At 73.0% G+C, this 25,143-nt stretch carries 21 protein-coding genes; 18 read left to right on the forward strand and 3 right to left on the reverse strand.

The genetic code is table 11. The features are described 5' to 3' along the window. Positions 1–372: 372 nt before the first annotated feature. Positions 373–1,047 carry a TIGR02453 family protein gene (locus tag GCU67_RS00005; protein WP_163608884.1) on the reverse strand — a complete coding sequence of 225 codons (675 nt, stop codon included), beginning with the start codon at positions 1,045–1,047 and terminating at the stop codon, positions 373–375. Continuing rightward, the gene (locus GCU67_RS00010) at positions 1,044–1,616 is read right to left on the reverse strand and encodes a GNAT family N-acetyltransferase (protein ID WP_163608885.1); all 573 of its coding nucleotides are present in this window, start codon (positions 1,614–1,616) and stop codon (positions 1,044–1,046) included. The genes GCU67_RS00005 and GCU67_RS00010 overlap by 4 nt, the downstream gene beginning before the upstream one ends. Before the next feature lie 73 nt (positions 1,617–1,689). Between GCU67_RS00010 and GCU67_RS00015 the strand changes: the two genes are divergently transcribed. The 6 genes from GCU67_RS00015 (at position 1,690) to GCU67_RS00040 (ending at position 7,845) form a co-directional block, all read left to right on the forward strand. Next, positions 1,690–2,910, forward strand: a complete 1,221-nt coding sequence (locus GCU67_RS00015; RefSeq protein WP_163608886.1) for a DNA glycosylase AlkZ-like family protein — start codon at positions 1,690–1,692, stop codon at positions 2,908–2,910. Between the two features lie 71 nt (positions 2,911–2,981). Continuing rightward, positions 2,982–3,788, forward strand: a complete 807-nt coding sequence (locus GCU67_RS00020) for a thymidylate synthase (RefSeq protein WP_163608887.1) — start codon at positions 2,982–2,984, stop codon at positions 3,786–3,788. After that, entirely contained in the window at positions 3,785–4,414 is a 630-nt protein-coding gene (locus tag GCU67_RS00025) for a dihydrofolate reductase (protein ID WP_338104671.1), read from the forward strand. Before GCU67_RS00020 ends, GCU67_RS00025 begins: the two co-directional genes overlap by 4 nt. A gap of 10 nt (positions 4,415–4,424) precedes the next feature. Continuing rightward, positions 4,425–5,177, forward strand: a complete 753-nt coding sequence (gene thyX, locus GCU67_RS00030) for an FAD-dependent thymidylate synthase (protein WP_163608888.1) — start codon at positions 4,425–4,427, stop codon at positions 5,175–5,177. 53 nt (positions 5,178–5,230) lie between these two features. Beyond that, positions 5,231–6,127, forward strand: a complete 897-nt coding sequence (dapA, locus tag GCU67_RS00035) for a 4-hydroxy-tetrahydrodipicolinate synthase (RefSeq protein WP_163608889.1) — start codon at positions 5,231–5,233, stop codon at positions 6,125–6,127. 5 nt (positions 6,128–6,132) lie between these two features. Continuing rightward, positions 6,133–7,845, forward strand: a complete 1,713-nt coding sequence (locus GCU67_RS00040) for an RNase J family beta-CASP ribonuclease (RefSeq protein WP_163608890.1) — start codon at positions 6,133–6,135, stop codon at positions 7,843–7,845. A gap of 44 nt (positions 7,846–7,889) precedes the next feature. On the opposite strand, the gene GCU67_RS00045 is transcribed toward GCU67_RS00040, so the two are convergent. Then, entirely contained in the window at positions 7,890–9,851 is a 1,962-nt protein-coding gene (locus tag GCU67_RS00045; protein ID WP_163608891.1) for a prolyl oligopeptidase family serine peptidase, read from the reverse strand. Positions 9,852–9,991: 140 nt separating this feature from the next. On the opposite strand from GCU67_RS00045, the gene GCU67_RS00050 reads away from it, so the two are divergent. The 12 genes from GCU67_RS00050 to pgi all read left to right on the forward strand — a co-directional run bounded on the left by GCU67_RS00050 (position 9,992) and on the right by pgi (position 25,082). Continuing rightward, on the forward strand, positions 9,992–12,520 hold the full coding sequence (locus tag GCU67_RS00050; protein WP_163608892.1) for a DNA translocase FtsK: 2,529 nt from the start codon (positions 9,992–9,994) through the stop codon (positions 12,518–12,520). Positions 12,521–12,651: 131 nt separating this feature from the next. After that, complete coding sequence (gene rimO / locus GCU67_RS00055) at positions 12,652–14,160, forward strand: 30S ribosomal protein S12 methylthiotransferase RimO (protein ID WP_163608893.1); 1,509 nt, start codon at positions 12,652–12,654, stop codon at positions 14,158–14,160. A gap of 3 nt (positions 14,161–14,163) precedes the next feature. Next, positions 14,164–14,859, forward strand: coding sequence for a CDP-diacylglycerol--glycerol-3-phosphate 3-phosphatidyltransferase (pgsA, locus tag GCU67_RS00060; protein WP_163608894.1), 696 nt, complete (start codon positions 14,164–14,166; stop codon positions 14,857–14,859). After that, complete coding sequence (locus tag GCU67_RS00065) at positions 14,856–15,440, forward strand: CinA family protein (RefSeq protein ID WP_163608895.1); 585 nt, start codon at positions 14,856–14,858, stop codon at positions 15,438–15,440. Before pgsA ends, GCU67_RS00065 begins: the two co-directional genes overlap by 4 nt. Before the next feature lie 101 nt (positions 15,441–15,541). After that, positions 15,542–15,982, forward strand: a complete 441-nt coding sequence (locus GCU67_RS23105; protein ID WP_163608896.1) for a helix-turn-helix domain-containing protein — start codon at positions 15,542–15,544, stop codon at positions 15,980–15,982. Positions 15,983–16,280: 298 nt separating this feature from the next. After that, positions 16,281–17,078 (forward strand): TetR/AcrR family transcriptional regulator, encoded by a 798-nt coding sequence (locus tag GCU67_RS21510; RefSeq protein WP_246214326.1) that lies wholly within the window; start codon positions 16,281–16,283, stop codon positions 17,076–17,078. A gap of 300 nt (positions 17,079–17,378) precedes the next feature. Beyond that, positions 17,379–18,629, forward strand: coding sequence for a DUF4032 domain-containing protein (locus GCU67_RS00080; RefSeq protein ID WP_163608897.1), 1,251 nt, complete (start codon positions 17,379–17,381; stop codon positions 18,627–18,629). A 142-nt stretch (positions 18,630–18,771) separates the two neighbouring features. Beyond that, positions 18,772–20,097 carry an extracellular solute-binding protein gene (locus GCU67_RS00085; RefSeq protein ID WP_338104672.1) on the forward strand — a complete coding sequence of 442 codons (1,326 nt, stop codon included), beginning with the start codon at positions 18,772–18,774 and terminating at the stop codon, positions 20,095–20,097. Between the two features lie 73 nt (positions 20,098–20,170). Next, positions 20,171–21,133: an ABC transporter permease subunit gene (locus GCU67_RS00090; protein WP_163608898.1), complete on the forward strand. Its 963-nt coding sequence runs from the start codon at positions 20,171–20,173 to the stop codon at positions 21,131–21,133. Beyond that, positions 21,133–21,966, forward strand: coding sequence for a carbohydrate ABC transporter permease (locus GCU67_RS00095; protein ID WP_163608899.1), 834 nt, complete (start codon positions 21,133–21,135; stop codon positions 21,964–21,966). Before GCU67_RS00090 ends, GCU67_RS00095 begins: the two co-directional genes overlap by 1 nt. A 55-nt stretch (positions 21,967–22,021) precedes the next feature. Beyond that, positions 22,022–23,329 (forward strand): ABC transporter ATP-binding protein, encoded by a 1,308-nt coding sequence (locus GCU67_RS00100; protein ID WP_163608900.1) that lies wholly within the window; start codon positions 22,022–22,024, stop codon positions 23,327–23,329. A gap of 124 nt (positions 23,330–23,453) precedes the next feature. Then, the gene (gene pgi / locus GCU67_RS00105) at positions 23,454–25,082 is read left to right on the forward strand and encodes a glucose-6-phosphate isomerase (protein WP_163608901.1); all 1,629 of its coding nucleotides are present in this window, start codon (positions 23,454–23,456) and stop codon (positions 25,080–25,082) included. The last annotated feature ends 61 nt before the right edge of the window (positions 25,083–25,143 follow it).

Genomic DNA, 25,143 nt, shown 5'->3' on the forward strand with positions numbered 1-25,143 from the left:
GCCGCCGGACACAACTCCCAGGAACGGGGTCACAGCATCTGCTGTGGCCCCGTTTCTGCATTCCCGGACACGAACAGAGGGACAGCAGCAGTTGGGCCCCGTTTCTGCTCTCGCGGACCCGATCGATGACGCGATCGCAACTCCGTCTGTTGCCGCTCCCGTCAGTCTGGGGCCCCATCCCGATGGAGGACGCGGACGGGTCGGGAAGAAGCTCCGTGACGAAAGTCGGTTCGGCCACCTGGTCGGCGGACAGTCGGGTGAATCAGGCCCTCGCCGGACCGGACGAGCGGACGTTCGTCGCACAGGTGCCGACCGGCGGTGTCCCTCGGGCCAGCCCGACGACACCTGTCGCGCGGGAGCCGCCCAAGGGTGTCAGCGGCGTCGGTCGGGCGGGGCGGTGGTCGCACCCACGTTGTCGGCGAGCCACCGGTTCAGGTCGGTGAACTGCCGCCACGCGTCCCGGACCCGGTCGAGGGCCACGCGGTCCTGCATCCAGTCCGCCGGCGTCCAGGACTGTGAGGCGTGCAGCGACTTGTGCCGTAGCAGCCCGATGCGCGGGTGGTCCACGGCATGACCGCGCGGCGCCCGCACCAGCTGCTCCCCGTCGATCGAGAAGCCGGCCGCCCGCAGACGCTGCACCTCCTGCTCCAAGCGCGCGCCCTGCACGTCGTCGGCCACGGCACGCCGGTACCGCTCGACCTGGTCCGGTTGGAGGCGCCAGCACCCACCGGAGACCAGCAGCCCGTCCGCCGACACCTGCACGTACAACGAGCCCGCACCCACGCCGTCGCGGTGCAGCACCGCGCCCTGGTGGGTCTTGTACGGCGTCTTGTCGTGGCTGAAGCGGACGTCGCGGTAGGGCCGGAAGAGCTTCGGGGTGCCGAACTCCGCCGTCAGATCCTCGGTCAGCGCCTGCACGGGAGCACGGACGTACGTCTCGTAGTCGCTGCGGTGCTCGGTCCAGAAGGTCTTGCTGTTGTCGGCTTCCAGTCCCTCGTAGAAGACCAGTCCCTCATCGGGGAAGCCGGTGAAGCGGGGAGAGCTCACGGTGTCCCTTCTCGGTCGGCGGCGGGGTCGTCCCCGTCCAGCCGGGTGTGCCAGCACAGCTGCCGCACGGCGTCGTCCCCGGACTCCAGGAGACGGACACCGCCTTGCGGCGCCCAGCCGGCCGTCTCCAGGAACCGGGAGGTCACCACGTCCTGTTCCGCGAGCCAGCTGGTGAGGGTGGTGACCTCTGCCGTCCGGGCCAGGTCGGCGACCGCGGCGACCAGTCGGCTGCCGTGCCCGCGTCGCCCCCAGCGCGGCTCCACCAGCAGGACGGTCACCTCGCGTGCCTCGCCGTCGGGTGCCGTCGCCGCGAAGCCGACGACGGCGCCGGCGTCCACGGCGACGAGGACGGCGTGCCCCGGTGACGGGGGAGTGCTGACGGCGGCGCGCCAGGTCTCCGTGGCGAGGTCCTCGTCCCAGGCGTCGAGGACGTCGGCCGGCAGCAGGTCGCCGAAGGCGGCCCGCCAGGTCACCAGCTGCACGCGGGCGATCGACGAGGCGTCGTCCGGGGTGGCCGGGCGGACGGAGACGTCGGCCTGTCCGGTCAGGCGCAGCAACGGGAGGTCCACGGCGGCAGCCTAGGCCCGCTGGCCGGTCGGTCGGCTCGGTGATCGTCGTACCCAGCAGGCAGGATCACCGACCGTGGAGACCTCCGGAGAGCGGCTGCCGGCCGCACTGGCCCGGCGCATCGCGCTGGCCGCGCAGGGCTTCGCCGATCCCCGGCCGGCCGGCCCCGTCGGCACCCGGCAGCTGCGGCGCACCGTCGAGCGCCTGGGCGTCGTCCAGATCGACTCGGTCAACGTCCTCTCCCGCTCGCACTACCTGCCGTACTTCAGCCGGCTCGGCCCCTATCCGCGTGCGGCACTGGACCAGCTGGCCGACCGGCGGCACGACGTCTTCGAGTACTGGGCGCACGAGGCGTCGTTCCTCCCGGTGCGGCTGCAGCCCTCCCTGCGCTGGCGGATGGCGGACGCCGACCAGCAGGCCTGGGGGTCGATGACCCGTGTGCAGCGGGAACGGCCGGAGTACGTGGCGGCGCTGCTCGAGCGGGTCCGCGAGGGTGGGCCCTTGCGGGCCAGCCAGCTCGCCGAGGCGCGGCCCGACCGGCCCGGCACCATGTGGAACTGGCACGAGGGCAAGGCTGCGCTGGAGTACCTGTTCTTCACCGGGGCGCTCACCGCCCGCGCGCGCACCGCCGGCTTCGAGCGGGTCTACGACCTCACCGAGCGGGTGCTGCCCGCCGCCGTGGTGGAGGCACCCACCCCCGCGCGGGACGACGCCGTGCGCGAGCTGGTGCGCACCGCCGCCCGCGCGCTGGGCGTGGCCACCGAGACCGACCTGCGCGACTACTTCCGGCTGCCTCCAGCGCTGGCCCGGACGGCGATCGCCGAGCTCACCGACGCCGGCGAGCTCGCGCCCGTACAGGTCACCGGCTGGGGGAAGCCGGCCTGGCTGGTGCCCGACGCGCGGCGGCCGCGGTGGGTCCGCGCGCGGGCGCTGCTGTCGCCCTTCGACTCGCTGGTCTGGGAGCGGCCGCGGGTCGAGCGCGTCTTCGGGTTCCGCTACCGGCTGGAGATCTACACCCCGGCCGAGAAGCGGGTGCACGGCTACTACGTGCTGCCCTTCCTGCTCGGCGACGCGCTGGTGGCCCGGGTCGACCTCAAGGCCGATCGGCAGGCCGGCGTCCTGCGGGTGCAGGCCGCGCACGCGGAGGCCGGGGTGGACGTCGCCGAGGTGGCCGCCGAGCTGGCCGCCGAGCTGCGGCTCATGGCCGCCTGGTCGGAGCTGGACACGGTCGTGGTCGCCGGCGCCGGTGACCTCGCCCCGGCCCTGTCTGCCGCTCTCGTCGTACCCGGCACCTAGCATCGGTCTGCCCGTCGCCGGCTCCTGCCGCGTCGGGTGGTGGCAGACCCCGACCCAGACCAGGAGCGTGCGTGACCCAGCAGCCGGACACCCAGTACGAGGACCTGCTCCGGCGGGTGCTGGAGCACGGCGAGCCCAAGAGCGACCGCACCGGCACCGGCACCCGCAGCCTGTTCGGTGAGCGCCTGCGCTACGACCTGTCGCAGGGCTTCCCGCTGGTCACCACCAAGTCGGTGCACTTCCGGTCGATCGCCTACGAGCTGCTGTGGTTCCTCCGCGGCGACGGCAACGTCGGCTGGCTGCAGGAGCACGGCGTGACGATCTGGGACGAGTGGGCCGCCGAGGACGGCAGCCTGGGCCCGGTCTACGGCGTCCAGTGGCGCTCCTGGCCCACCCCCGACGGCCGCGAGGTCGACCAGATCTCCCAGGTCCTGGACACGCTGCGGTCGGACCCGGACTCCCGGCGGATGCTCGTGTCGGCCTGGAACGTCGGCGCCCTGCCGGACATGGCGCTGGCCCCCTGCCACGCCCTCTTCCAGTTCCACGTCAGCGGCGGCCGGCTGTCCTGCCAGCTCTACCAGCGCAGCGCCGACCTCTTCCTGGGCGTGCCGTTCAACATCGCCAGCTACGCGCTGCTCACCCAGATGGTCGCCCAGCAGGTGGGGCTGGAGCCCGGCGACTTCATCTGGGTGGGCGGTGACTGCCACGTCTACGACAACCACGTCGCGCAGGTGCGCGAGCAGCTCACCCGCGACCCGTACCCGTTCCCGCGGCTGGAGATCGACCCGGCACCCTCGCTGTTCGAGCACACCTACGAGCAGTTCCACCTGCTCGACTACCGGCACCACCCGGCCATCCGCGGCAAGGTGGCCGTGTGAGCGACCCGGCCGGACCCCGCCGGGTCCGGATGGTCTGGGCGCAGGCCCACGACCGGGTGCTCGGCGCCGACGGCGCGCTGCCCTGGCACCTGCCCGAGGACCTGCGGCTGTTCAAGGCGCTGACCCTCGGGTCGACGGTCGTCATGGGCCGCCGCACCTGGGAGTCGTTGCCGGCCCGGGTCCGCCCGCTGCCCGGCCGCCGCAACGTCGTCCTGTCCACCACGCTGACGGCTGCCGAGGCCGGGGTGACGGTGGCCCGGTCGGTCGCCGACGTGCTCGCGGGTGCGGACGACGTCTGGGTGATCGGCGGCGGCGGGGTGTACGCCGCCTTCCTGCCGCACGCGGCCGAGGTCGTCACCACCGAGATCGACGCGCCGTTCCCCGGTGACACGTTCGCCCCCGAGCTGGGCCCCAGCTGGACGCAGGCAGCGCGGGTGCCGGGTCCGGGGTGGCTGCGGTCGTCGTCCGGGCTGCGGTTCGCCGTCTCGGTGTGGACGCCGGACGGCGGGGTGGCGACGGCCGCGCCGACGGTGGCCGCCGCCCTCGCCGCCGTGCCCCGGGACGACGCGGGGCAGGACGAGGCGGGGCAGGACGAGGCGGGGCAGGGCGACGCGGGGCCCTCGTAGGCTCGTCCCCGTGCCCGCCATCGCCCCGTTGAGGGTCCAGGTCATCGCCCAGACGCAGTTCACCCCGCCGGCGGACGTGCCCTGGGAGACCGACGCCGAGGGCGGGCAGGCGCTGGCGGAGTTCGCCGGGCGGGCCTGCTACCAGTCGTGGTCCAAGCCGAACCCGGCGACGGCGACCAACGCCGGCTACCTGCGGCACGTCCTCGAGGTCGGGCACCTGTCGGTGCTCGAGCACGGCTCGGTGACGATGTACCTGACCGGGGTCTCCCGGTCACTGAGCCACGAGCTGATCCGGCACCGGCACCTCTCCTACAGCCAGCTCTCCCAGCGCTACGTGCCCGAGACCGACGCCGCGGTGGTGGAGCCCGCCGCCATCGCCGAGGACCCGGTGCTGCACGCGAGGTTCCTCGCCGCGACCGAGGCAGCGGTGGCCGCCTACACCGAGCTGCTCGAGGGGCTGGAGGAGCACTTCGCCGACGCACCCAACGCCACGTTGCGCCGCAAGCAGGCCCGGCAGGCCGCCCGCGCGGTGCTGCCCAACGCCACCGAGACCCGGATCGTGGTCACCGGCAACTACCGCGCGTGGCGACACTTCGTCGCGATGCGGGCCAGCGAGCACGCCGACGTGGAGATCCGCGAGCTCGCGGTGGCGTGCCTGCGGGAGCTGCAGCGGGTCGCGGGGAACGTGTTCTCCGACTTCCGGATCAGCGCCCTGGCCGACGGGACCGAGGTCGCGGCCAGCCCGTACGTGAGCGAGGGCTGACCCACCGGCACCGCGGGAGCGACCGGGTGGGCGGCGGTCGGTAGATTCCCAGCATGACCACCGATCCCGCCCGGCCCTTCGGGCGTGTGCTCACGGCCATGGTCACCCCGCTGGCCGAGGACGGGTCGATCGACCTCTCCGGTGCCCAGGAGCTGGCCGCGCACCTGGTCGACCGCCAGTCCCACGACGGCCTGGTGGTCTTCGGCACCACCGGGGAGTCACCCACCATCAGCGACGGCGAGCAGCACGCCGTGCTGGAGGCGGTCCTGGACGCCGTCGGCGACCGCGCCACCGTCATCGCCGGCGTGGGCACCAACGACACCGCGCACTCGATCGAGAAGGCGCGGAGCGCCGCCCGCCTCGGCGTGCACGGCCTGCTGGTCGTCACCCCGTACTACAACAAGCCCCCGCAGGCCGGGCTGCTGCGGCACTTCACCGCCGTCGCGGACTCCACCGACCTCCCGGTGATGCTCTACGACATCCCGCCCCGGTCGGTCGTGCCCATCGAGGTCGAGACCCTGGTGCGGGCCGCCGAGCACCCCAACATCGTCGCGGTCAAGGACGCCAAGGGCGACCTCGGCGCGGTGATGTGGACCCTGGCCCGCACCGACCTCGCCTACTACTCCGGCGAGGACATGCTCAACCTGCCGCTGCTGGCCGTCGGTGCGGTGGGCGTGGTCAGCGTGGTCGGCCACCTGGTCGGCACCCGCCTGGCCGAGCTCATCGCCGCCGTCGAGGCCGGGGACCTGGTCCGCGCCCGCGCGGTCAACCAGGCACTGCTGCCGGTCTACACCGGCGTCTTCCGCACGCAGGGCACGATCATGATCAAGGCGGCGCTGCGCGAGCTGGGGCTGCCGGCCGGCCCCGTCCGCCCGCCGCTCGTCGACGCCACCCCCGAAGAGCTGGAGCAACTGCGCATGGACCTCGCCGCCGGGGACGTCACCCTGTGACGACCGTGACGCCCCCCACGGGGCAGCCCGCCCTCCAGCCCCACCTGGGCCTGCAGGCGCCTCCGCCGCTGCCCCGCGGTGGCCTGCGGGTGATGGCGCTGGGCGGGCTGGGGGAGATCGGCCGCAACATGGCCGTCCTGGAGTTCGACGGCCAGCTCATGGTCATCGACTGCGGGGTGCTCTTCCCCGAGGCCGACCAGCCCGGCGTCGACCTGATCCTGCCCGACTTCGGGGTCATCGAGCACCGGCTGCACGAGATCACCGCCGTCGTCCTCACCCACGGGCACGAGGACCACATCGGCGCCGTGCCCTACCTGCTGCGGCTGCGCAAGGACATCCCGCTGGTGGGGTCCCGGTTCACCCTGGCGCTGGTCAAGGCCAAGCTGCGCGAGCACCGGATCGACCCGGTGCTGGTCGAGGTGGCCGCCGGTGACGACCACCTCGCGGGTGCGTTCCACTGCGAGTTCATCAGCGTCAACCACTCGATCCCCGACGCGCTCGCCGTCGCCGTGCACACCCCGGCCGGCACGCTGGTGCACACCGGTGACTTCAAGATGGACCAGCTGCCGCTGGACGGCGTCCTCACCGACCTGGGGGCGTTCGCCCGGCTCGGCGTCGAGGGCATCGACCTGCTGCTCGCCGACTCCACCAACGCCGAGGTGCCCGGGTTCGTCACCTCCGAGCGCAGCATCGGCCCGGTCCTGGACGACGTGTTCGAGCGCGCCACCCAGCGGCTGATCGTCTCCAGCTTCGCCAGCCACGTGCACCGCATCCAGCAGGTGCTCGACTGCGCGGCCAAGCACGGGCGCAAGGCCGCGTTCGTCGGCCGCTCGATGGTCCGCAACATGGGCGTCGCGCAGGACCTCGGCCTGCTGCACGTGCCGCCGGGCCTGATGGTCAAGCTCGACGAGGCCACCGCCATGCCGCCGGAGCAGGTCGTGCTGATCAGCACCGGGTCGCAGGGCGAGCCGCTGTCGGCGCTGGGCCGGATGGCGCGCGGCGACCACCACCAGATCACCATCGAGGCCGGCGACACGATCATCCTCGCCTCGTCCCTGGTGCCCGGGAACGAGACCTCGGTCTACAAGGTCATCAACCAGCTGGCCCGGCTCGGCGCGACGGTCGTGCACAAGGAGACGGCCAAGGTGCACGTCTCCGGGCACGCCCCCGCCGGTGAGCTGCGCACCCTGATCAACGTGGCCAAGCCACGGCACCTCATGCCGGTGCACGGCGAGTGGCGGCACCTGCGGGCGCACGCCGCGCTGGCCGAGCAGACCGGCATGCGCCGGGACCAGATCCTGCTCGCCGAGGACGGTGTGGTCGTCGACCTCGTCGACGGCAAGGCCACCATCGTGGGCAGCGTGCCGATCGGCAACGTCTACGTCGACGGCCTCAACGTCGGCGACGTCGGCGAGGAGTCGCTGCAGGCCCGCCGCATCCTCGGCGACGAGGGCTTCGTGGCCCTCACCGTGGTCATCGAGCCCTCCACCCGCACCATCGTGCGGCCGGTGCACCTGACCGCACGTGGCTTCTCCGACGACCCGGGCGCCTTCGACGAGGTGCTCACGCTGGTGGAGAAGGAGCTCGGCCGGGCGATGGAGGACGCGTCGGTGGACGCCCACCGGCTCTCCCAGGTCATCCGCCGCACGGTGGGCAAGTGGGTGTCGGACAAGTACCGCCGCCGCCCGATGATCATCCCGACGGTCCTCGAGGTCTGACGTGGAGTGGATCCGTCGGCGTCACGCCGACGGATCCACTCCACTCAGCCGCGCACGACCTCGATGGGGGTGATGCCCTCCTCGGCGGGGAGGGTGAAGCCGAGCACCTGGGCGTAGAAGGACAGCTCGCCGTCGAGGGCAGCCCGGATGTTGGCGGCCTTGCGGAAGCCGTGCTGCTCACCGGCGAACAGCAGGTAGGCGTGCGGCACGCCCTTGGCGCGCAGCGCGGCGACCATCATCTCGGCCTGCTCCGGCGGCACCACCCGGTCCTCGTCGCCCTGGAAGACCGCCAGCGGGGTGTCGAGGGCGTCGACGTGGTGGATGGGGGAGCGCTCGGCGTAGACGTCGGCGCCGGAGGGCCACGGGGCGATCAACCCGTCGAGGTAGCGGGACTCGAAGGAGTGCGTGTCGGCGGCCAGCGCGGCCAGGTCGGCGACGCCGTAGTGGCTGGCGCCGGCGGCGAACACCCCGGGGCGGAAGGTCAGCGCGGCCAGCGTCGTGTAGCCGCCGGCCGAGCCGCCGCGGATGGCCAGCCGCGCCGGGTCGACCAGGTCCTGCTCGGCCAGCCAGCGCGCGCAGGACACCACGTCGTCGAGGTCGGCGATGCCCCAGTTGCCCTGCAGCGCATCGCGGTAGCGCCGGCCGTAGCCGGTCGAGCCGCGGTAGTCCACGTCGGCGACGGCGAACCCGCGCGAGGTCCAGTACTGCACCCCGAGGTCGAGCACGGCCCGGGCGGCGGCGGTGGGCCCGCCGTGCACCAGCACCAGCAGCGGCGGCCGCTCGTCGTCCGGGCCGGTCACCTGCGGGTTGGCCGGCGGGTAGAACAGCGCGTGGGCCTCGCCGACGCCGGAGTCGCCGGGCACGGTCGGGAAGGTGACGTGCCGGGGGCGGGAGAACCAGGCCGGGTCCAACCCGAGGTCGCGGGGCGGGCGGAGCACCTCGGCGGCGCCGTCGAGGGACGTGCGCAGGACCACCGGCTCCGACGTCGGGCCACCGGCCACGCAGACCACGGCGTCGGCGGCCGCGCGCACCTGGCCGAACGAGGCGTACTGCCACGGCAGCTCCCGCACGGTGCCGTCGGCCTCGCGCACCGCGAGCCGGTCGGCGCCGTCGCGGGCGTACGCCAGCGCCACCCGGCCACCAGACAGCAGGGCGAACCGGCTCTGCCCGAACACCCACTGCGGGCCGGCGATGTCACTGCCCGGGTCCAGTACGAGCTCCATGCCGCCGGCGGGGGTCCAGCGGTAGAGGGCCCACACGTCGGTGCGGTCGGCGAAGAACCACAGCGACCCGTCGGGCGCCCAGGTCGGCTGCACGACCGACTCCGGCTGCGCCCCCGACCGGCCGCCGGCGACCACCGTCTCGGTGCCGTCGGGGGCGCGGACGACGAGCTCGGCGGCGTCCCAGGGCATGTCCGGGTGCTGCCACTGCAGCCACGACAGGGAGCCGTCGGGGGAGCGGCGGGGGTCGGAGACGAAGTCGGTGCCGGCGACGAGCACCTCGGTCGCGCCGTCGACGGCGACGCGCACCACCTCGTGGACGACCTCGGCCGAGGCGCCGCTCGCGGTGTGGGTCTCCCGGACGGCGAGCACCGCGGCGCCGCCCTCGACCACGGACAGGTCGGCGAACCGGACGCCGGCGGGCAGCTCCGGCTCGGGCGTCACCGCCACCGGCTCCGTGCTGCCGGCGACGACCCGGTACAGCCGCTGGTCGTCGTAGGAGGTGAGCCAGACCGTGCCGTCCGCGACCGTCCAGGCGCCGCCGCCGTACTCGTGCACACGGGTGCGGGCGTTCCACGGCGGGGGCAGCAGGTCGGTGGTCGTCCCGTCGGGGGAGCGGCGCACCAGCGCCGAGCGCCCGCCCTCGCTCGGCCTGCCCTCGGACCACCAGACGTCGTCCCCGTCGACGACCACCTCACCGAGCCGGGCGGCGGCACGCACCACCAGCTCGGAGGTGATCGGGGTCGGCCAGCTGCCGTGCGGGAGCGTCTGCGCGGGATCGGTCACCGCCTGACCGTAGCCAGGCGGTGGCGAGCGGACCGGACCGCATGTGGACAGACGGTGCCGCATGTGGCCAGCGGGACCCGGATGTGGACACGCTGCCCGCAATGGGCCCAGCCACCCGGGTCGCGGTTTACCGTCGGCGCATGCCTGCTCGCGCGACGACGTCGAACCGGGCGCCTGCTCGCGGCGGCAGCTCTGCCCGCCCGCGTGCCGGCGGCTCGACTGCCAAGAAGCGGCCCCCTGCCAAGAAGACCGGTGCCACGGCCGCCCGCCGTCCGGCGCCGAAGAAGTCCCCTCTCGCCGGCAGCCTCTGGCGCGGTGCCTCGGGCGCCTGGGGCCTGCTGGCCCGCGGCGCCGGTGGCGTCGCCCGCTCGGTGGCCCGCCCCGCGGAGACCGAGCCGCTGGGTCCCGAACACCGCCGTGACGGCGTCGGCCTGGCCGTCCTGGGCCTGGCCATCGTGCTCGGCGCCGCGGCCTGGACCGAGGGGATCGGCCCGGTCGGTTCGTTGCTCACCGACGGCGTCCGCTGGGCGATCGGCTCGCTGACCATGGCGCTGCCGGTCGTGCTGTTCCTCGTCGCGGTCCGGCTGCTGCGCCACCCCCCGCACCCCGAGGCGCGCGGTCGGCTGCTGATCGGCTGGCTGAGCGTGGTGTCCGCCGTCGTCGGCGTGACCCACGTCGTCGGCTCCGGCGTCGGCGCAGGCGCCCGCTCCGGTGCCGGTGGGCTGCTCGGCTGGGCGGTCGGCACCCCGCTGACCGCCGGCGTGGGCAGCGTCGTCACGGTGATGCTGCTGGTCCTGCTGGCGTTCTTCGGCCTGCTCGTGGTCACCGCCACCCCGGTGCACCAGGTGCCCGAACGGCTGCGCGGCTGGCTCGACCGGCAGCTCGGCCGGGACGACGAGGACACCGACTACGACGAGTTCGACGAGGTCTACGAGGAGGAGGAGCCGGCCGCGCCGCGCGGCCGCCGCGCGCGCAAGAACGCCGTCGCCGCCCTCCAGGACACCCTGGACACCGGGGACATCGACCTGCCCCGCGTCGACCACGGCGCGCTGGAGGAGGCGCCGCTGGCCGTCGTCCAGGAGCCCCCGCCCCCGCCGGTGCCCACCCGCCGCCCGATCGTCGACCGCACGGCCCCGCCGGAGGACCTGCCCCCGATCGACGAGCCGGAGCAGCTCCGCATCCAGCCGGTGGAGGGCACCTACACGCTGCCCTCGCTCAGCGTGCTGCGCCCGGGCACCCCGCCGCGGGCCAAGTCCAAGGCCAACGACGTCGCCATCGAGGCGATCACCGGCGTGCTGGAGCAGTTCAACGTCGACGCCGCCGTCACCAGCTACACCCGCGGCCCGACGGTGACCCGCTACGAGATCGAGCTGGGCAACGCGGTCAAGGTCGAGAAGATCACCGCGCTGACCAAGAACCTCGCCTACGCCGTCGCCAACGACAACATCCGCATCCTGGCCCCGATCCCCGGCAAGTCCGCGGTCGGCGTCGAGGTGCCCAACACCGACCGCGAGACCGTCAGCCTCGGCGACGTCATGCGCTCCCAGGTGGCCAAGCAGGACCCGCACCCGATGCTGGTGGGCCTGGGCAAGGACATCGAGGGCGGCTTCGTCTGCGCCAACCTGGCGAAGATGCCGCACCTGCTGGTGGCCGGTGCCACCGGCGCCGGCAAGTCCAGCTGCATCAACTCGCTGCTGACCTCGCTGCTGCTGCGGGCCACCCCAGACCAGCTGCGGATGATCCTGGTCGACCCGAAGATGGTCGAGCTCACGCCCTACGACGGCATCCCACACCTGATCACGCCGATCATCACCGACCCCAAGAAGGCCGCCACCGCGCTGGCCTGGCTGGTCGAGGAGATGGAGCAGCGCTACCAGGACATGCGGTCGACCGGTGTCCGGCACATCGACGATTTCAACAAGAAGGTCGAGCGCGGGGAGATCACCGCCCCGCCCGGCAGCGAGCGGGTCTACCAGCCCTACCCCTACATCCTGACGATCGTCGACGAGCTCGCCGATCTGATGATGGTGGCCCCGCGGGACGTCGAGGAGTCGATCGTCCGGATCACGCAGAAGGCCCGTGCCGCCGGCATCCACCTGGTGCTGGCCACCCAGCGGCCCTCGGTCGACGTCGTCACCGGCCTGATCAAGGCCAACGTGCCCTCGCGGCTGGCGTTCTCCACCTCCAGCCTCACCGACAGCCGGGTCATCCTCGACCAGCCGGGCGCGGAGAAGCTGATCGGCATGGGCGACGCGCTCTTCCTGCCGATCGGCGCGGGCAAGCCCATCCGCGTCCAGGGCGCCTACGTCTCCGACGCCGAGATCGAGGCGGTCGTCGAGTTCGTCAAGCGGCAGGGCGAGCCCGAGTACCGCGAGGAGGTCTTCACCGCCGCGGCGGGGGAGAAGAAGGAGATCGACGAGGACATCGGCAGCGACCTGGAGCTGCTGGTCCAGGCCGTCGAGCTCGTCGTCACCAGCCAGTTCGGCTCCACCTCCATGCTGCAGCGCAAGCTGCGGGTCGGCTTCGCCAAGGCCGGCCGGCTGATGGACCTCATGGAAAGCCGCGGCATCGTCGGGCCGTCGGAGGGCTCCAAGGCCCGCGACGTCCTGCTCAAGCCCGACGAGCTGGAGTCGACGCTGTTCCTGCTCCGCGGTGGCGGAGACGCCTGAAGGACCCCGCTGCCCCCCACGCCTCGCGAGCTCGGCGCGGGGCCCTGCAGCGGGGCCGGGCGCGGGGGGACCGCAGCGAGGGTGGCGCTGGTCTCCCCGGTGACCGGCGCTGCGGCGCATAGGATGGCCCGGTGCCTGCCCTGCCCCGCCCCGTGACGTCCCCCGAAGGGCAGCTCCTCGCCGCTCAGCACACCTCTGCACGGCGGGTCGCCGTGATCACGCTGGGCTGCGCCCGCAACGAGGTCGACTCCGAGGAGCTCGCCGGCCGGCTCGCCGGAGACGGCTACGAGCTGGTCGCCGACGCGGAGGACGCCGACGCGGTGCTGGTGAACACCTGCGGGTTCATCGAGAGCGCCAAGAAGGACTCCGTCGACGCGATCCTCGCCGCGACCGACTCCGGTGCGCAGGTGGTCGCGGTCGGCTGCATGGCCGAGCGGTACGGCTCCGAGCTCGCCGGGGCGCTGCCCGAGGCCACCGTGCTCGGCTTCGACGACTACGGCGCGATCGGCGACCGGCTCGACGACGTCCTCACCGGCCGCCCGCTCGTCCCCCACACCCCGCAGGACCGGCGCACGCTGCTGCCGATCAGCCCGGTCGACCGCACCGCGGCCGCGCAGGCGCCCGACGCCCCCGCGATCCCCGGCCACGACTGGCTGCGCCGCAAGCGGCTGGCCAGCGGGCCCTCCGCCGCGCTGAAGATCGCCTCCGGCTGCGACCGGCGCTGCTCCTTCTGCGCCATCCCCGCCTTCCGCGGCTCGTTCGTCTCCCGCCCGGCCGGCGAGGTGCTCGGCGAGGCGCACTGGCTGGCCTCCACCGGCGTCACCGAGATCGTCCTGGTCAGCGAGAACTCCACGTCCTACGGCAAGGACGTCGGCGACCTGCGCTCGCTGGAGAAGCTCCTCCCGCAGCTGGCCGCCGTGCCCGGCATCGTGCGCGTGCGGGTGGCGTACCTGCAGCCGGCCGAGCTGCGGCCGGGCCTGCTGGAGACCATCGCCAGCACGCCGGGGATCGCCCCGTACTTCGACCTGTCGTTCCAGCACTCCTCGCCGACCCTGCTGCGCCGCATGCGCCGCTTCGGTGGCACCGAGGACTTCCTGGGCATCATCGCCCGGGCCCGCTCGCTGGCCCCCGGCGCCGGGTTCCGCACCAACGTCATCCTCGGCTTCCCCGGGGAGACCGAGGCCGACGTCGCCGAGCTCGAGCGCTTCCTGGTCGAGGGCCGGCTGGACGCGGTCGGTGTGTTCGGCTACTCCGACGAGGACGGCACCGAGGCGCTCACGCTGCCCGACAAGGTGTCCCAGGACGAGATCGACGCCCGCGTCCGGCGGATCACCGACCTGGTCGAGGAGCTCACCGCCCAGCGGGCCGAGGAGCGCATCGGCACCCTCGTCGACGTCCTGCTCACCGACGACCTGGGTGCGGAGACCGAGCCGGGCACCTGGGGCGGGCACGCCGCCCACCAGGACCCCGACGCGGACGGGACGACGACGGTGACCGGGGTGCCCGCAGGGGCGGTGCCCGGGCAGCTGGTGCGCGCCGAGGTGGTCGACACCGAGGGCGTCGACCTGATCGCCCGGGCGGTCGTGCACACCGGCGCGACGGCCATGGACCCGACGCTGGCCGTGCCGGCCGGGGTCTGAGGCATGAGCGCGCTGGGACCGGACGGGGCGGCCGATCCGGCAGCGACCCCGCCGCAGACCGCGCGCCTGGTCAACCTGCCCAACGCGCTGACCGTGCTGCGGCTGGCCGTGGTGCCGTTGTTCGCGCTGCTGCTGCTCTCCGACGGCGGCATGGACGACGAGCGCCGCTACTGGGCCACGCTGTTCTTCGCCCTGGCGATCATCACCGACCGCTACGACGGGATGATCGCCCGGCGCACCAACCAGGTCACCGAGTTCGGCAAGCTCGCCGACCCGATCGCGGACAAGGCGCTCACCGGCACCGCCCTGCTCGGGCTCTCGGTGCTCGGGCTGCTGCCGTGGTGGGTGACCGTCGTCGTCCTGGTCCGCGAGGTGGGGGTCACCCTGCTGCGGTTCTGGGTCATCCGGCACGGCGTCATCGCCGCCAGCCGCGGCGGCAAGGCCAAGACCGTGTTGCAGGCGCTGGCCATCGGCATGTACATCCTGCCGCTGGACGGGCTGTTCGGCACCGCCCGCTGGTGGGTGATGGCCGCGGCCGTGGTCCTCACCGTGGTCACCGGCATCGACTACGTCTACCGAGCGCTGACGTTGCGCCGCACCAGCGCGCGCGCCATGGCCGCCGCGGCGGAACGGCGGGCCGCCGGGGGCACCGGTCGCGGGGCCGGCACCGGTGAGGCCCGCCGGGACACCGCGGCATGAGCACCGCGCCGGCGCCCGGTCAGCTGCCCGCGTCGGTGCAGCGGGTGCACGAGGCGCTGCTGGCCCGCCGGGAGACCGTCGCGGCCGCCGAGTCGCTCACCGCCGGCCTGTTCTGCGCCACCCTGGCCTCCGTCCCCGGAGCCAGCGCCACGCTGCGCGGCGGGGCGGTCGTCTACGCGACCGACCTGAAGACCACCCTGGCCGGCGTCCCCGCCGAGCTGCTGGCCGCCCACGGGCCGGTCAGCGAGCCCACGGCTGCCGCGCTGGCCGAGGGGATCCGCCGCCGCTGCGGTGCCACGTGGGGGATCGGGCTGACCGGCGTGGCCGGTCCCGACCCGGTCGACGGGCACGCCCCGGGGCGGGTGTACCTCGGTCTCAGCGACGGGCTCGTCACCGTCGTACACGAGCTGGACCTGCCCGGTGACCGGGCCGCGGTGCGGGCCGCTGCCGTCGAGACGGCCTTCCGGCGGCTGCTCGACCGGCTGGGTGAGCACCCGCTCCCCGACGCCGCCGGGGCGGGGAACGCGCAGGGTGCACAGGGCGTTACGCCTGGAGCGGACGAGCCCGACTCTGCTCGGTGACCCGGGTCTCGGCCGCGTACGGTGAGCACACGGTGTCCGGCGGTCCTCCGACGGAGCCGCTGCTCGTTCGACTCGCTCGCCAGAGTGGACAGGAGACGGCCATGACGCTGCTGCGGACCCAGCTCGGCAACACGCTGCGGGGTCACCGCCTGCGTCAGCGGCGCACCCTGCGCGACGTCTCCGGCGAGGCCCGGGTCAGCCTGGGGTACCTCTCCGAGGTCGAGCGCGGTCAGAAGGAGGCGTCCTCCGAGTTGCTCGCCTCCATCTGCGACGCCCTCGACGTCGAGCTGGCCGACCTGCTGGCCGAGGTGAGCCTGGAGATGCGGCTCGCCGACCCGGCCGGCCGCCCGGTCCGCCCCGTCGCACTGGCCCGTCCCGGCACCCGCGAGGACGACGCCGCGGCGGCTGCCGACGAGACGAGCGAGCAGGCCGCCGGTGCTGCCGAGGCGCCCGTCGCCGAGCCCGCGCTGGCCCTGGTCGGCGGCGGGCAGGCGGCCCGCTCGGCCGCCCGGGCGCGTGGCGCCGTCTCACTCGCCGCCTGACGAAGGACCCCGTCGCCCCCCACCACTCGCGAGCTTGCGGCGGGGCCCTGCGACGGGGCCGGTAGGCGCTGTACCCGGTGGTGGGCGTTGGGGCGGGTGTGACTGGGGCCGAACCCGCGTCCGCGGCCCGGATCGGGCTGGTCGTCCGGGGGTGTGTCCGTACAGGCTGGTCAGCGGCCCGTCGCGGTTCCGGTCACCGGCGTCCCGAACCGTCCACGACCGGGCGCCCCGCGCGACACGACCGACGCTCGGTGTCCACCTCCTTGACCCGGTGCGACCGGGGAGGCACAAAGAGTCCATGTCTTCCCCCGGATCCCGCTCCTCGCAGCCGCAGCACCCCTCGCTCCCGGTGCCGGCCGCCGGCGCGCGTGGCGGGGTCACGGTGCTGGAGGCCCACGCCGCCGAGGCTGCCGCTGCCGAGGCCGCGGCCGTCGGCGGACAGCACCTGACCACGCCGGTGCCGGCCGGCGCCGCGTTCATGCAGCCCCCGGCCCCCGGTCACCAGTACACCGCCCCGGTGCCGTCGCTGGCCTCCGTGCCCGCGCCCCGGCCCCTCGTCACCGGCCCGCGTCCGGACCCCCGCCGTCCCGCCGCCCGCACCGGCGTCGCCATGAGCCGCACCCGCCGCGGCCTGCTCGCCGGGGCCCGCACCGCCTTCGCCGAGCGCGGGGTCAAGAAGACGACGATGCAGCACATCGCGGCGGCGGCCAACGTCGCCAAGGCCACGCTGTACAACCACTTCCGCACCAAGGACGACGTCGCGCACGCGCTGATCGCCTTCGAGCTCGACCGCCTCTCGGCCCTGGCCGCGGAGCTGCCGCTGACCGTCGCCGTCCCTGCGCTGGCCGAGGAGGTCGGCGGCCACCCGGTGCTGCGCCGGCTGGCCGAGAACGAGCCGGAGACGCTGGTGCAGATGATGGCGCTGGACGCCGACCGCTGGGCCGACGTCGTGGTGACCCTCGGCTCGGCACTGCGCATCTCCCGCCCCGAGGCCGAGCTGGTCTGCCGCTGGCTGCTGGGCCTGGTGCTGCAGCCGGGCACCGTACAGGAGCGTGCCGCGCAGGCCGCCGTCGTCACCGGGCAGCTCGTCGGCTGACGCCGGGAGCATCGAGCGAGCGCCAGCGAGTGAGGCGCGGACCGAGGGTGCTCGTCGGCTGACGCCGGGAGCATCGAGCGAGCGCCAGCGAGTGAGGCGCGGACCGAGGGTGCTCGTCGGCTGACGCCTCACCGCGACCCACTGCGGCCGCTCCGGACGCCTGGCGACCGGGGCGGCCGTCGTCTTCTCGGTGCAGCTCACAGCGGGAGCCGGCCGTCCGGCGGCGCCATCCGTGACATCGTGGCCGGACGGCGCCTGTACGCCCCTCCACCTCCTGACCGACCACTCCGGGAGTGCGCGATGCGGTTCCTGTTCCGACCCCCGGCTGCCGAGGCCGCCGGTCTCCTCAGCCTGCCCTGGGACCAGCCCCTGGAGGAGTGGGACGAGGACCTGCTGCTGGAGGTGCCGCAGCGGGGCATCTCCCGACACGTCGTCCGGTTCACCGTCAGCGACGGCAAGGTCTACGCGCTGAAGGAGATCTCCGAGCCGCTGGCCCGGCACGAGTACGCGCTGCTCGGGGAGTTCGAGGCCGAGGGGCTGCCCTCGGTCACCGCGCTGGGCATCTGCTTCGACCGGCCCGACGACCAGCAGGCCATCCTGGTCACCCGCTACCTCGAGTACTCGATGTCCTACCGGTACCTGTTCTCCGGCCCGCGCGCCGGTGAGCCCGACCGGCTGCTGGACACCCTGGTGCAGCTGCTCGTCCGGCTGCACCTGGCCGGCGTCTACTGGGGCGACTGCACGCTGTCCAACACGCTCTTCCTGCCCGATGCCGGCACCTACACCGCCTACCTGGTCGACGCTGAGACCGCCGAGCGCTACCCGACCCTGTCGGTGGGCAAGCGGGCCTACGACATCGAGCTCGCTCGCGAACGACTGGGCGCTGAGCTGATGGACCTGCAGGCCGGCGAGCTGCTGCCCGCGGAGCTGGACCCGGTCGAGATCGCCAACAGCCTGCCCGGCCGCTACGAGGCGCTGTGGGACGAGGTGACCCGGGAGGAGGTCTTCCGGGTCGACGAGCAGGCCGTCCGGGTGGCCGAGCGCCTGCAGCGGCTCAACGACCTCGGGTTCGACGTCGGTGAGATCGAGCTGGTCACCTCGCCCGAGGGCGCGCGGCTGCGGGTCGAGACCCGGGTGGCCGAGCCGGGTCAGCACCGGCACGAGCTGTTCCGGCTCACCGGGCTGGAGGTGCAGGAGAAGCAGGCGCTGCGGTTGCTCAACGACCTGCGTTCCTACCGGGCCTACCTCGAGCAGCGCACCGGCGGCCTCGTGCTGGAGGAGGAGGCGGCGCGCCGCTGGCTCACCGACGTCTACCAGCCCGTCGTGCGCGCGGTCCCCGAGGACCTGGCCGGCCGACTGGAGCCCGCCGAGGTGTTCCACGAGGTCCTCGAGCACCGCTGGTTCCTGTCCGAGCGGGCCGGCTTCGACGTCGGGACCTGGGCTGCGGCGCGCTCGTACGTGCAGAACGTGCTGCCGCGCACCCCGGCGGTGCTCACCACCCCGTCGGTGATCGCCGCCCACCGCGCGGCCCCGGCGGAGACGCCTGCCTGAGCCTCCCGACCGGACGCCGCCGTCCGGTTGACACGCGGTGTGGCCCGGGCCACTCTCCGAGGTCCACGGGGACGACGAGGTCGCCGTGGACCTACGGAGGCGGTGCACCGTGCCGGACGAGCAGACGGGTCGGGACGACGCAGTGCGGGGTGGGCGAGCGGGCCTGTTCCGCCAGCGCAGGTGGCGGCGGGCCCTGGCCGGTGCCGCCGCGGCCGGGGTGCTCGGCTCCACGCTGGCGGCCTGCGGTGGCGGGTCCGGCGGCGTCCCGACGTTGACCTGGTACATCAACCCCGACGCCGGCGGGCAGACCGAGATCGCCGCGCGGTGCACCGAGGCGGCCGGGGGGCGCTACCGGATCGAGACCGCGACGCTGCCGCGTGAGGCCTCGGCGCAGCGTGAGCAGCTGGTCCGGCGCCTGGCCGCCAACGACACCTCGATCGACCTGATGAGCCTGGACCCGATCTTCGTCCCGGAGTTCGCCCAGGCCGGGTTCCTCGCCCCGGTGCCGCCCGAGCTGGCCGGCCGGGTCACCGAGGACGTCGTCCCGGCCGCGGTCGAGACCTCCACCTGGGAGGACCAGCTGGTCGCCGTCCCGTTCTGGTCGAACACCCAGCTGCTCTGGTACCGCAAGTCCGTCGCGGAGGCCGCCGGGCTGGACATGACCCAGCCGGTCACCTGGGACCAGGTCGTGGCCGCCGCGCAGGACCAGGACAAGCTGATCGGCGTCCAGGGGATCCGGGCCGAGGCGCTGACCGTCTGGTTCAACGCCCTCATCGAGTCCGCCGGCGGGTCGATCATCGCCGAGAACTCCACCGACCCCGAGCAGGTCACGCTCGGCCTGGAGTCCGACGCCGGGATCCGCGCCACCGAGCTGATGCGGGACATCTCCAACAGCGGGCAGACCGGGCCGGCGCTGTCGACGGCCAACGAGGACACCACCGCCACCGGGTTCGAGTCCGCCGACGGCGGCTTCATGGTCAACTACTCGTTCGTCTACGCCCGGGCCCTCGGCAAGGTCGAGGACGGGACGATGGACCAGGCCACCGTCGACGACTACGGCTGGACGCTCTACCCGCAGGTCGACGAGGGCACCGAGAGCGCGCCGCCCTACGGCGGGATCAACCTCGGGGTGGGCGCGCTGAGCGAGCACCCCGACCTGGCCTACGACGCGACCGAGTGCATCACCTCGACGGAGAACCAGGCCTACTACTTCGTGCACGACGGCAACGCGGCGTCGGACACCACGGTCTACGACGACCCCGAGGTCCTCGAGGCGTTCCCGATGGCGGAGACGATCCGGGACTCGCTGGAGCAGGCGGCCCCGCGACCGCTGACGGCGTACTACAGCGAGGTCTCCGGCGGCCTGCAGCGTGAGTACCACCCGACCGGGTCGGTCGACCCGGAGCGCACGCCGCGCGAGGCCACCGAGTTCATCACCGCGGTGCTGCGGAAGGAGCAGTTGCTGTGAGCGAGCGTGCGAGCGGACCGATGGGCACGGCCCGAGTGGGGACGACATCGACCAGCGTCAGCGAGGAGGCGTCGTGACCACCACGACCCTGCCACCGTCGGAGAAGACCGCCCCGGTCTCCGCGCCGGGGCACACGACCAGCGACCGGGCGCGCAGCGAGCGGAAGCTCGGCTGGCTGCTGGCCGGCCCGGCGCTGGCGGTGATGCTGCTGGTGACCGCCTACCCGATCCTGCAGGCGGTCTACGACTCGCTGTTCGACTACCGGCTCACCGACCCGGAGAACCGCTCGTTCACCGGGCTGAACAACTACGTCGTGATCCTCAGCGACCGGACGTGGTGGATCTCGATGGCCGTCACGGTGGCGATCACGGTGGTGACCGTCGCGGTCGAGCTGGTGCTCGGGTTCGCGCTGGCGTTCGTGATGGCCAAGGCGCTGAGCGCGATCCGGCCGGTGCTGCGTGCGGCGATCCTCATCCCGTACGCGGTGATCACCGTCGTCTCTGCGTTCGCCTGGCGGTTCGCCTTCGCCATCGACACCGGGTTCGTCAACAGCTGGTTCGGCTGGCTGCCCGGCATCGGCGCCGACACCGACTGGTTCGGCGGGCAGGGGTCGGCACTGCTGGTCGTCTGCCTCGCCGAGATCTGGAAGACCACGCCGTTCATCTCGCTGCTCCTGCTCGCCGGCTTGGCACAGGTGCCGGAGGTGCTGCAGGAGGCCGCCAAGGTCGACGGCGCCACCTGGTGGCAGCGGCTGCGGAAGGTGACGCTGCCGAACATGAAGGCCGCGATCATGGTCGCGCTGCTGTTCCGCACCCTGGACGCCTTCCGCGTCTTCGACTCGATCTTCGTGATGACCGCCGGGGCCAACAACACCGAGTCGGTGTCGTTCCTGGCCTACCGGCAGACCATCTCCCGGCTGGAGATCGGGCTGGGGTCGGCGGTGTCCGTGCTGCTGTTCCTGGTGGTCGTGGGGATCGCGGCCCTGTTCATCAAGGGCTTCAAGGTCGACCTGGCCCAGGCTCGAGGGGAGGGCTGATGTCGAGCAAGGAGAGGACCTGGTGGATCGTCGCCGGGGTCGCGATCGTGATCTACGCACTGTTCCCGGTCGCCTGGATCGTGTCGCTGTCGTTCAAGGCCCCGGGTGACCTGGCCAACGGCCAGTTCCTCCCGACGACGCCGACCGATGAGAACTACTCGACGATCTTCACCGGGGCCGGCGCGGACCTGTTCCTGCCCGCGCTGCGGAACTCCTTCGGGATCTGCCTGATCGCGACGTTCATCTCCTGCTTGCTGGCGATGTTCGCCGCCTACGCGATCGCCCGGCTGGACTTCCCCGGCAAGAAGCTCATCCTCGGCACGGCGCTGGGGGTGGCGATCTTCCCGGTGATCTCGATCGTCACGCCGCTGTTCAACCTGTGGCGCAACATCGGCCTCTACGACACCTGGCCGGGGTTGATCATCCCGTACCTGTCGCTGACCCTGCCGATCTCGATCTGGACCATGTCGGCGTTCTTCCGCGAGATCCCCTGGGAGATGGAGCAGGCCGCCCAGGTCGACGGGGCGACGACCTGGCAGGCGTTCCGCAAGGTGATCGTGCCGCTGGCCGCGCCGGGGGTGTTCACCACCGCGATCATCGCGTTCTTCATCGCCTGGAACGACTTCGTCTACGGCATCTCGCTGACCTCCACCAGCGCCGCCCGGCCGGTGCCGGCCGCGCTGGGCCTGTTCTCCGGCGCCAGCCAGTTCGAGGACCCGACCGGCGCCATCGCCGCCGCCGCGGTCATCGTCACGATCCCCGTCGTGGCGCTCGTGCTCCTGTTCCAGCGGCGCATCGTCGCCGGCCTCACCAACGGCGCCGTCAAGGGCTGAGCACCCCCCACCCGCCCCGCCGACACCGCCCACCCCTGCTCAGAGAGGACGTCTCATGGCCGCCATCGAGATGAAGCACATCGTGAAGAAGTACGGCGACGGGTTCCCGGCGGTGAACGACGTCAGCCTGGACGTCGCCGACGGCGAGTTCATGATCTTGGTGGGCCCCTCCGGCTGCGGGAAGTCCACGCTGCTGCGGATGGTCGTCGGCCTGGAGGACATCACCAGCGGCGACATGGTCATCGGCGGCGTCCGGGTGAACGACAAGGCCCCGCGCGAGCGGAACCTGTCGATGGTCTTCCAGAACTACGCGCTCTACCCGCACCTGACGGTGTTCGAGAACATCGCGTTCCCGCTGCGGCTGGCCAAGATGGACGACGGCGAGGTGCGGCGGCGGGTCAACGAGGCCGCCGACGTCCTCGAGCTGCACGAGCACCTGGAGCGCAAGCCCGCGAACCTCTCCGGTGGCCAGCGCCAGCGCGTCGCGATGGGACGGGCGATCGTGCGGCAGGCCGAGGCCTTCCTGTTCGACGAGCCGCTGTCCAACCTCGACGCCAAGCTGCGCGGTCAGATGCGCACGGAGATCTCCCGGCTGCAGCGCCGGCTGGGCATCACCACCGTCTACGTCACCCACGACCAGACCGAGGCCATGACCCTCGGCGACCGGGTCTGCGTGCTGCGCAAGGGGAAGATCCAGCAGGTCGCCTCCCCGCGCGAGCTCTACGAGCAGCCGGTCAACCTCTTCGTGGCCGGCTTCATCGGGTCCCCGCCGATGAACTTCCTGCCCGCCACCGTCGACGGTGCCCGGCTGACCACGCCGTTCGGCACGATCGACCTCGACGAGCGCCGGGCGGCCGCCGTCGCCGGGCGCGACCTGCTGCTGGTCGGCATCCGGCCGGAGTACTTCGAGGACGCCTCACTGGTCGACGAGGCCAAGCGCCCGCTGGGCACGATCTTCCGTGCCCGGGTCGACGTCACCGAGTGGCTCGGTGACCAGCAGTACGCCTACATCCCCTACGAGGCGCCGGACGCGATCCGCACCCAGCTGCGCGACCTGTCCAAGGAGCTCGACGCCGAGGAGCTGCGCACCCAGGCGATCGTGTCCATCGACTCCACCAGCCGCATCCGGGAGGGCCGGGAGGCCGACTTCTGGCTCGACACCCGCAAGGTGCACGTGTTCGACCCGCACTCGGGGGACAACCTGACCCGGGACGCCGACGCCGGCGCGGAGCTGACCCGGATGGCCACCGAGGACCGGCTCGAGCAGGTGGGGGAGGCCCGCGAGCGCAGTGCCGGTGCCCAGACCGGCGGTGCCCAGGCCGGAGGTGCCCGGAGCGGCAGCTCCCGGGTCGGGGCTCCCTGACGGGTCGGCCCGGACCCCTGCGCGGGGTCCGGGCAGGGGCGGGCATGATCGGGTCGGGGGTTTGTCGCGTGTCCCGGCTGCGCACTCCCCGACAGACCCTGGCCGGACCGTTGGAGGCAGCAGCATGGACATCACCGCGACCGACGAGTGGGCGGCACTGTCCGACCACCACCGCGAGGTGGCGTCCCGCACGCTGCGTGAGCTCTTCGCGGAGGACGCCGGGCGTGGCACCCGGCTGACCGGCACCGCCGGTGACCTCTACGTCGACTGGTCCAAGCACCGGGTCACCGACGAGACGGTGCAGCTGCTCGTCGCCCTCGCGGAGAAGGCCGGCCTGCCCGCCCAGATCAAGGCGATGTTCGCAGGTTCGCACATCAACGTCACCGAGGACCGCGCCGTGCTGCACACCGCGCTGCGCGCTCCCGCGTCGGTGCCGCTGACCGTCGACGGTCAGGACGTCACCGCCGACGTGCACGCGGTCCTGGACAAGATGGGCGACTTCGCCGACCGGGTGCGCTCGGGTGAGTGGCGCGGGGCGACCGGCGAGCGGATCACCGCCGTGGTCAACATCGGCATCGGTGGCTCCGACCTCGGCCCCGCGATGGCCTACCTCGCGCTGGCCGACTACAGCGACCGCGGTCTCACCGCCCGCTTCGTGTCCAACATCGACCCGACCGACTTCGCCGAGAAGACCCGTGACCTGGACCCGGCGACGACGCTGTTCGTGGTCTGCTCGAAGACGTTCACCACGCTGGAGACGCTGACGAACGCCACCGTCGCCCGCGACTGGCTGCTCGCGGGCGTCGGCGAGGTCGAGGGCGCGGTCGCCAAGCACTTCGTCGCGGTGAGCACCAACGCCGACGCGGTCGCGGAGTTCGGCATCGACACCGACAACATGTTCGGGTTCTGGGACTGGGTCGGCGGCCGGTACTCCTTCACCTCCGCCGTCGGTCTGTCGCTGATGGTCGCGATCGGCCGCGAGCACTACGGCGAGATGCTCGCCGGCTTCCACACCGTCGACGAGCACTTCCGCACCACCCCGCTGGCGGAGAACCTGCCGGTCCTGCAGGGCCTGCTCAACGTCTGGTACACCGACTTCTTCGGCGCCCAGACCCACGCCGTCCTGCCCTACAGCCAGTACCTGTCGCGGCTGCCCGCCTACCTGCAGCAGCTGACCATGGAGAGCAACGGCAAGACCGTGCAGTTCGACGGGGAGCCGGTGACGACGTCGACGGGCGAGGTCTACTGGGGCGAGCCGGGCACCAACGGCCAGCACGCGTTTCACCAGCTGCTGCACCAGGGCACCAGCCTCATCCCGGCCGACTTCATCGGCTTCGGTGAGCCGAACCACGACATCGGCGAGATGCACGACCTGCTGATGGCGAACATGTTCGCGCAGAGCTCGGCACTGGCCTTCGGGAAGACCGCCGAGGAGGTCGCCGCCGACGGCACGCCCGCCGCCGTCGTCCCGCACAAGGTCATGCCGGGCAACCGGCCCTCGACCACGATCCTGGCGCCGAAGCTGACCCCGTCCACGCTCGGGCAGCTGATCGCCTTCTACGAGCACACCGTGTTCGTCGAGGGTGTCGTCTGGCAGATCGACTCCTTCGACCAGTGGGGCGTGGAGTTGGGCAAGGTCATGGCGCGCGAGCTCGCCCCGGCCCTGACCAGCGAGACGGCGCCGGAGATGGACGCCGACGCCTCGACCGTCGCGCTCGTGCAGCACTACCGCCGGCTCCGCGGACGCCCCTGACCAAGGCCCCGTGCCCACCACCCCCTCGCCGGCTGGCAGCGGGTCCCCGCGGGGGCACTGA

The sequence above is a fragment of the Modestobacter muralis genome (genome assembly GCF_010682105.1).
Taxonomy (GTDB): Bacteria; Actinomycetota; Actinomycetes; order Mycobacteriales; family Geodermatophilaceae; genus Modestobacter; species Modestobacter muralis.

What these genes read in the sequence shown, in the direction of transcription:
- dapA (WP_163608889.1), top strand. Translation starts at nt 5,231, where the DNA reads ATGACCACCGATCCCGCCCGGCCCTTCGGGCGTGTGCTCACGGCCATG.
- GCU67_RS00065 (WP_163608895.1), top strand. Translation starts at nt 14,856, where the DNA reads ATGAGCACCGCGCCGGCGCCCGGTCAGCTGCCCGCGTCGGTGCAGCGG.
- pgi (WP_163608901.1), top strand. Translation starts at nt 23,454, where the DNA reads ATGGACATCACCGCGACCGACGAGTGGGCGGCACTGTCCGACCACCAC.
- GCU67_RS00100 (WP_163608900.1), top strand. Translation starts at nt 22,022, where the DNA reads ATGGCCGCCATCGAGATGAAGCACATCGTGAAGAAGTACGGCGACGGG.
- GCU67_RS00095 (WP_163608899.1), top strand. Translation starts at nt 21,133, where the DNA reads ATGTCGAGCAAGGAGAGGACCTGGTGGATCGTCGCCGGGGTCGCGATC.
- GCU67_RS00080 (WP_163608897.1), top strand. Translation starts at nt 17,379, where the DNA reads ATGCGGTTCCTGTTCCGACCCCCGGCTGCCGAGGCCGCCGGTCTCCTC.
- GCU67_RS00050 (WP_163608892.1), top strand. Translation starts at nt 9,992, where the DNA reads ATGCCTGCTCGCGCGACGACGTCGAACCGGGCGCCTGCTCGCGGCGGC.
- GCU67_RS21510 (WP_246214326.1), top strand. Translation starts at nt 16,281, where the DNA reads ATGTCTTCCCCCGGATCCCGCTCCTCGCAGCCGCAGCACCCCTCGCTC.
- GCU67_RS23105 (WP_163608896.1), top strand. Translation starts at nt 15,542, where the DNA reads ATGACGCTGCTGCGGACCCAGCTCGGCAACACGCTGCGGGGTCACCGC.
- pgsA (WP_163608894.1), top strand. Translation starts at nt 14,164, where the DNA reads ATGAGCGCGCTGGGACCGGACGGGGCGGCCGATCCGGCAGCGACCCCG.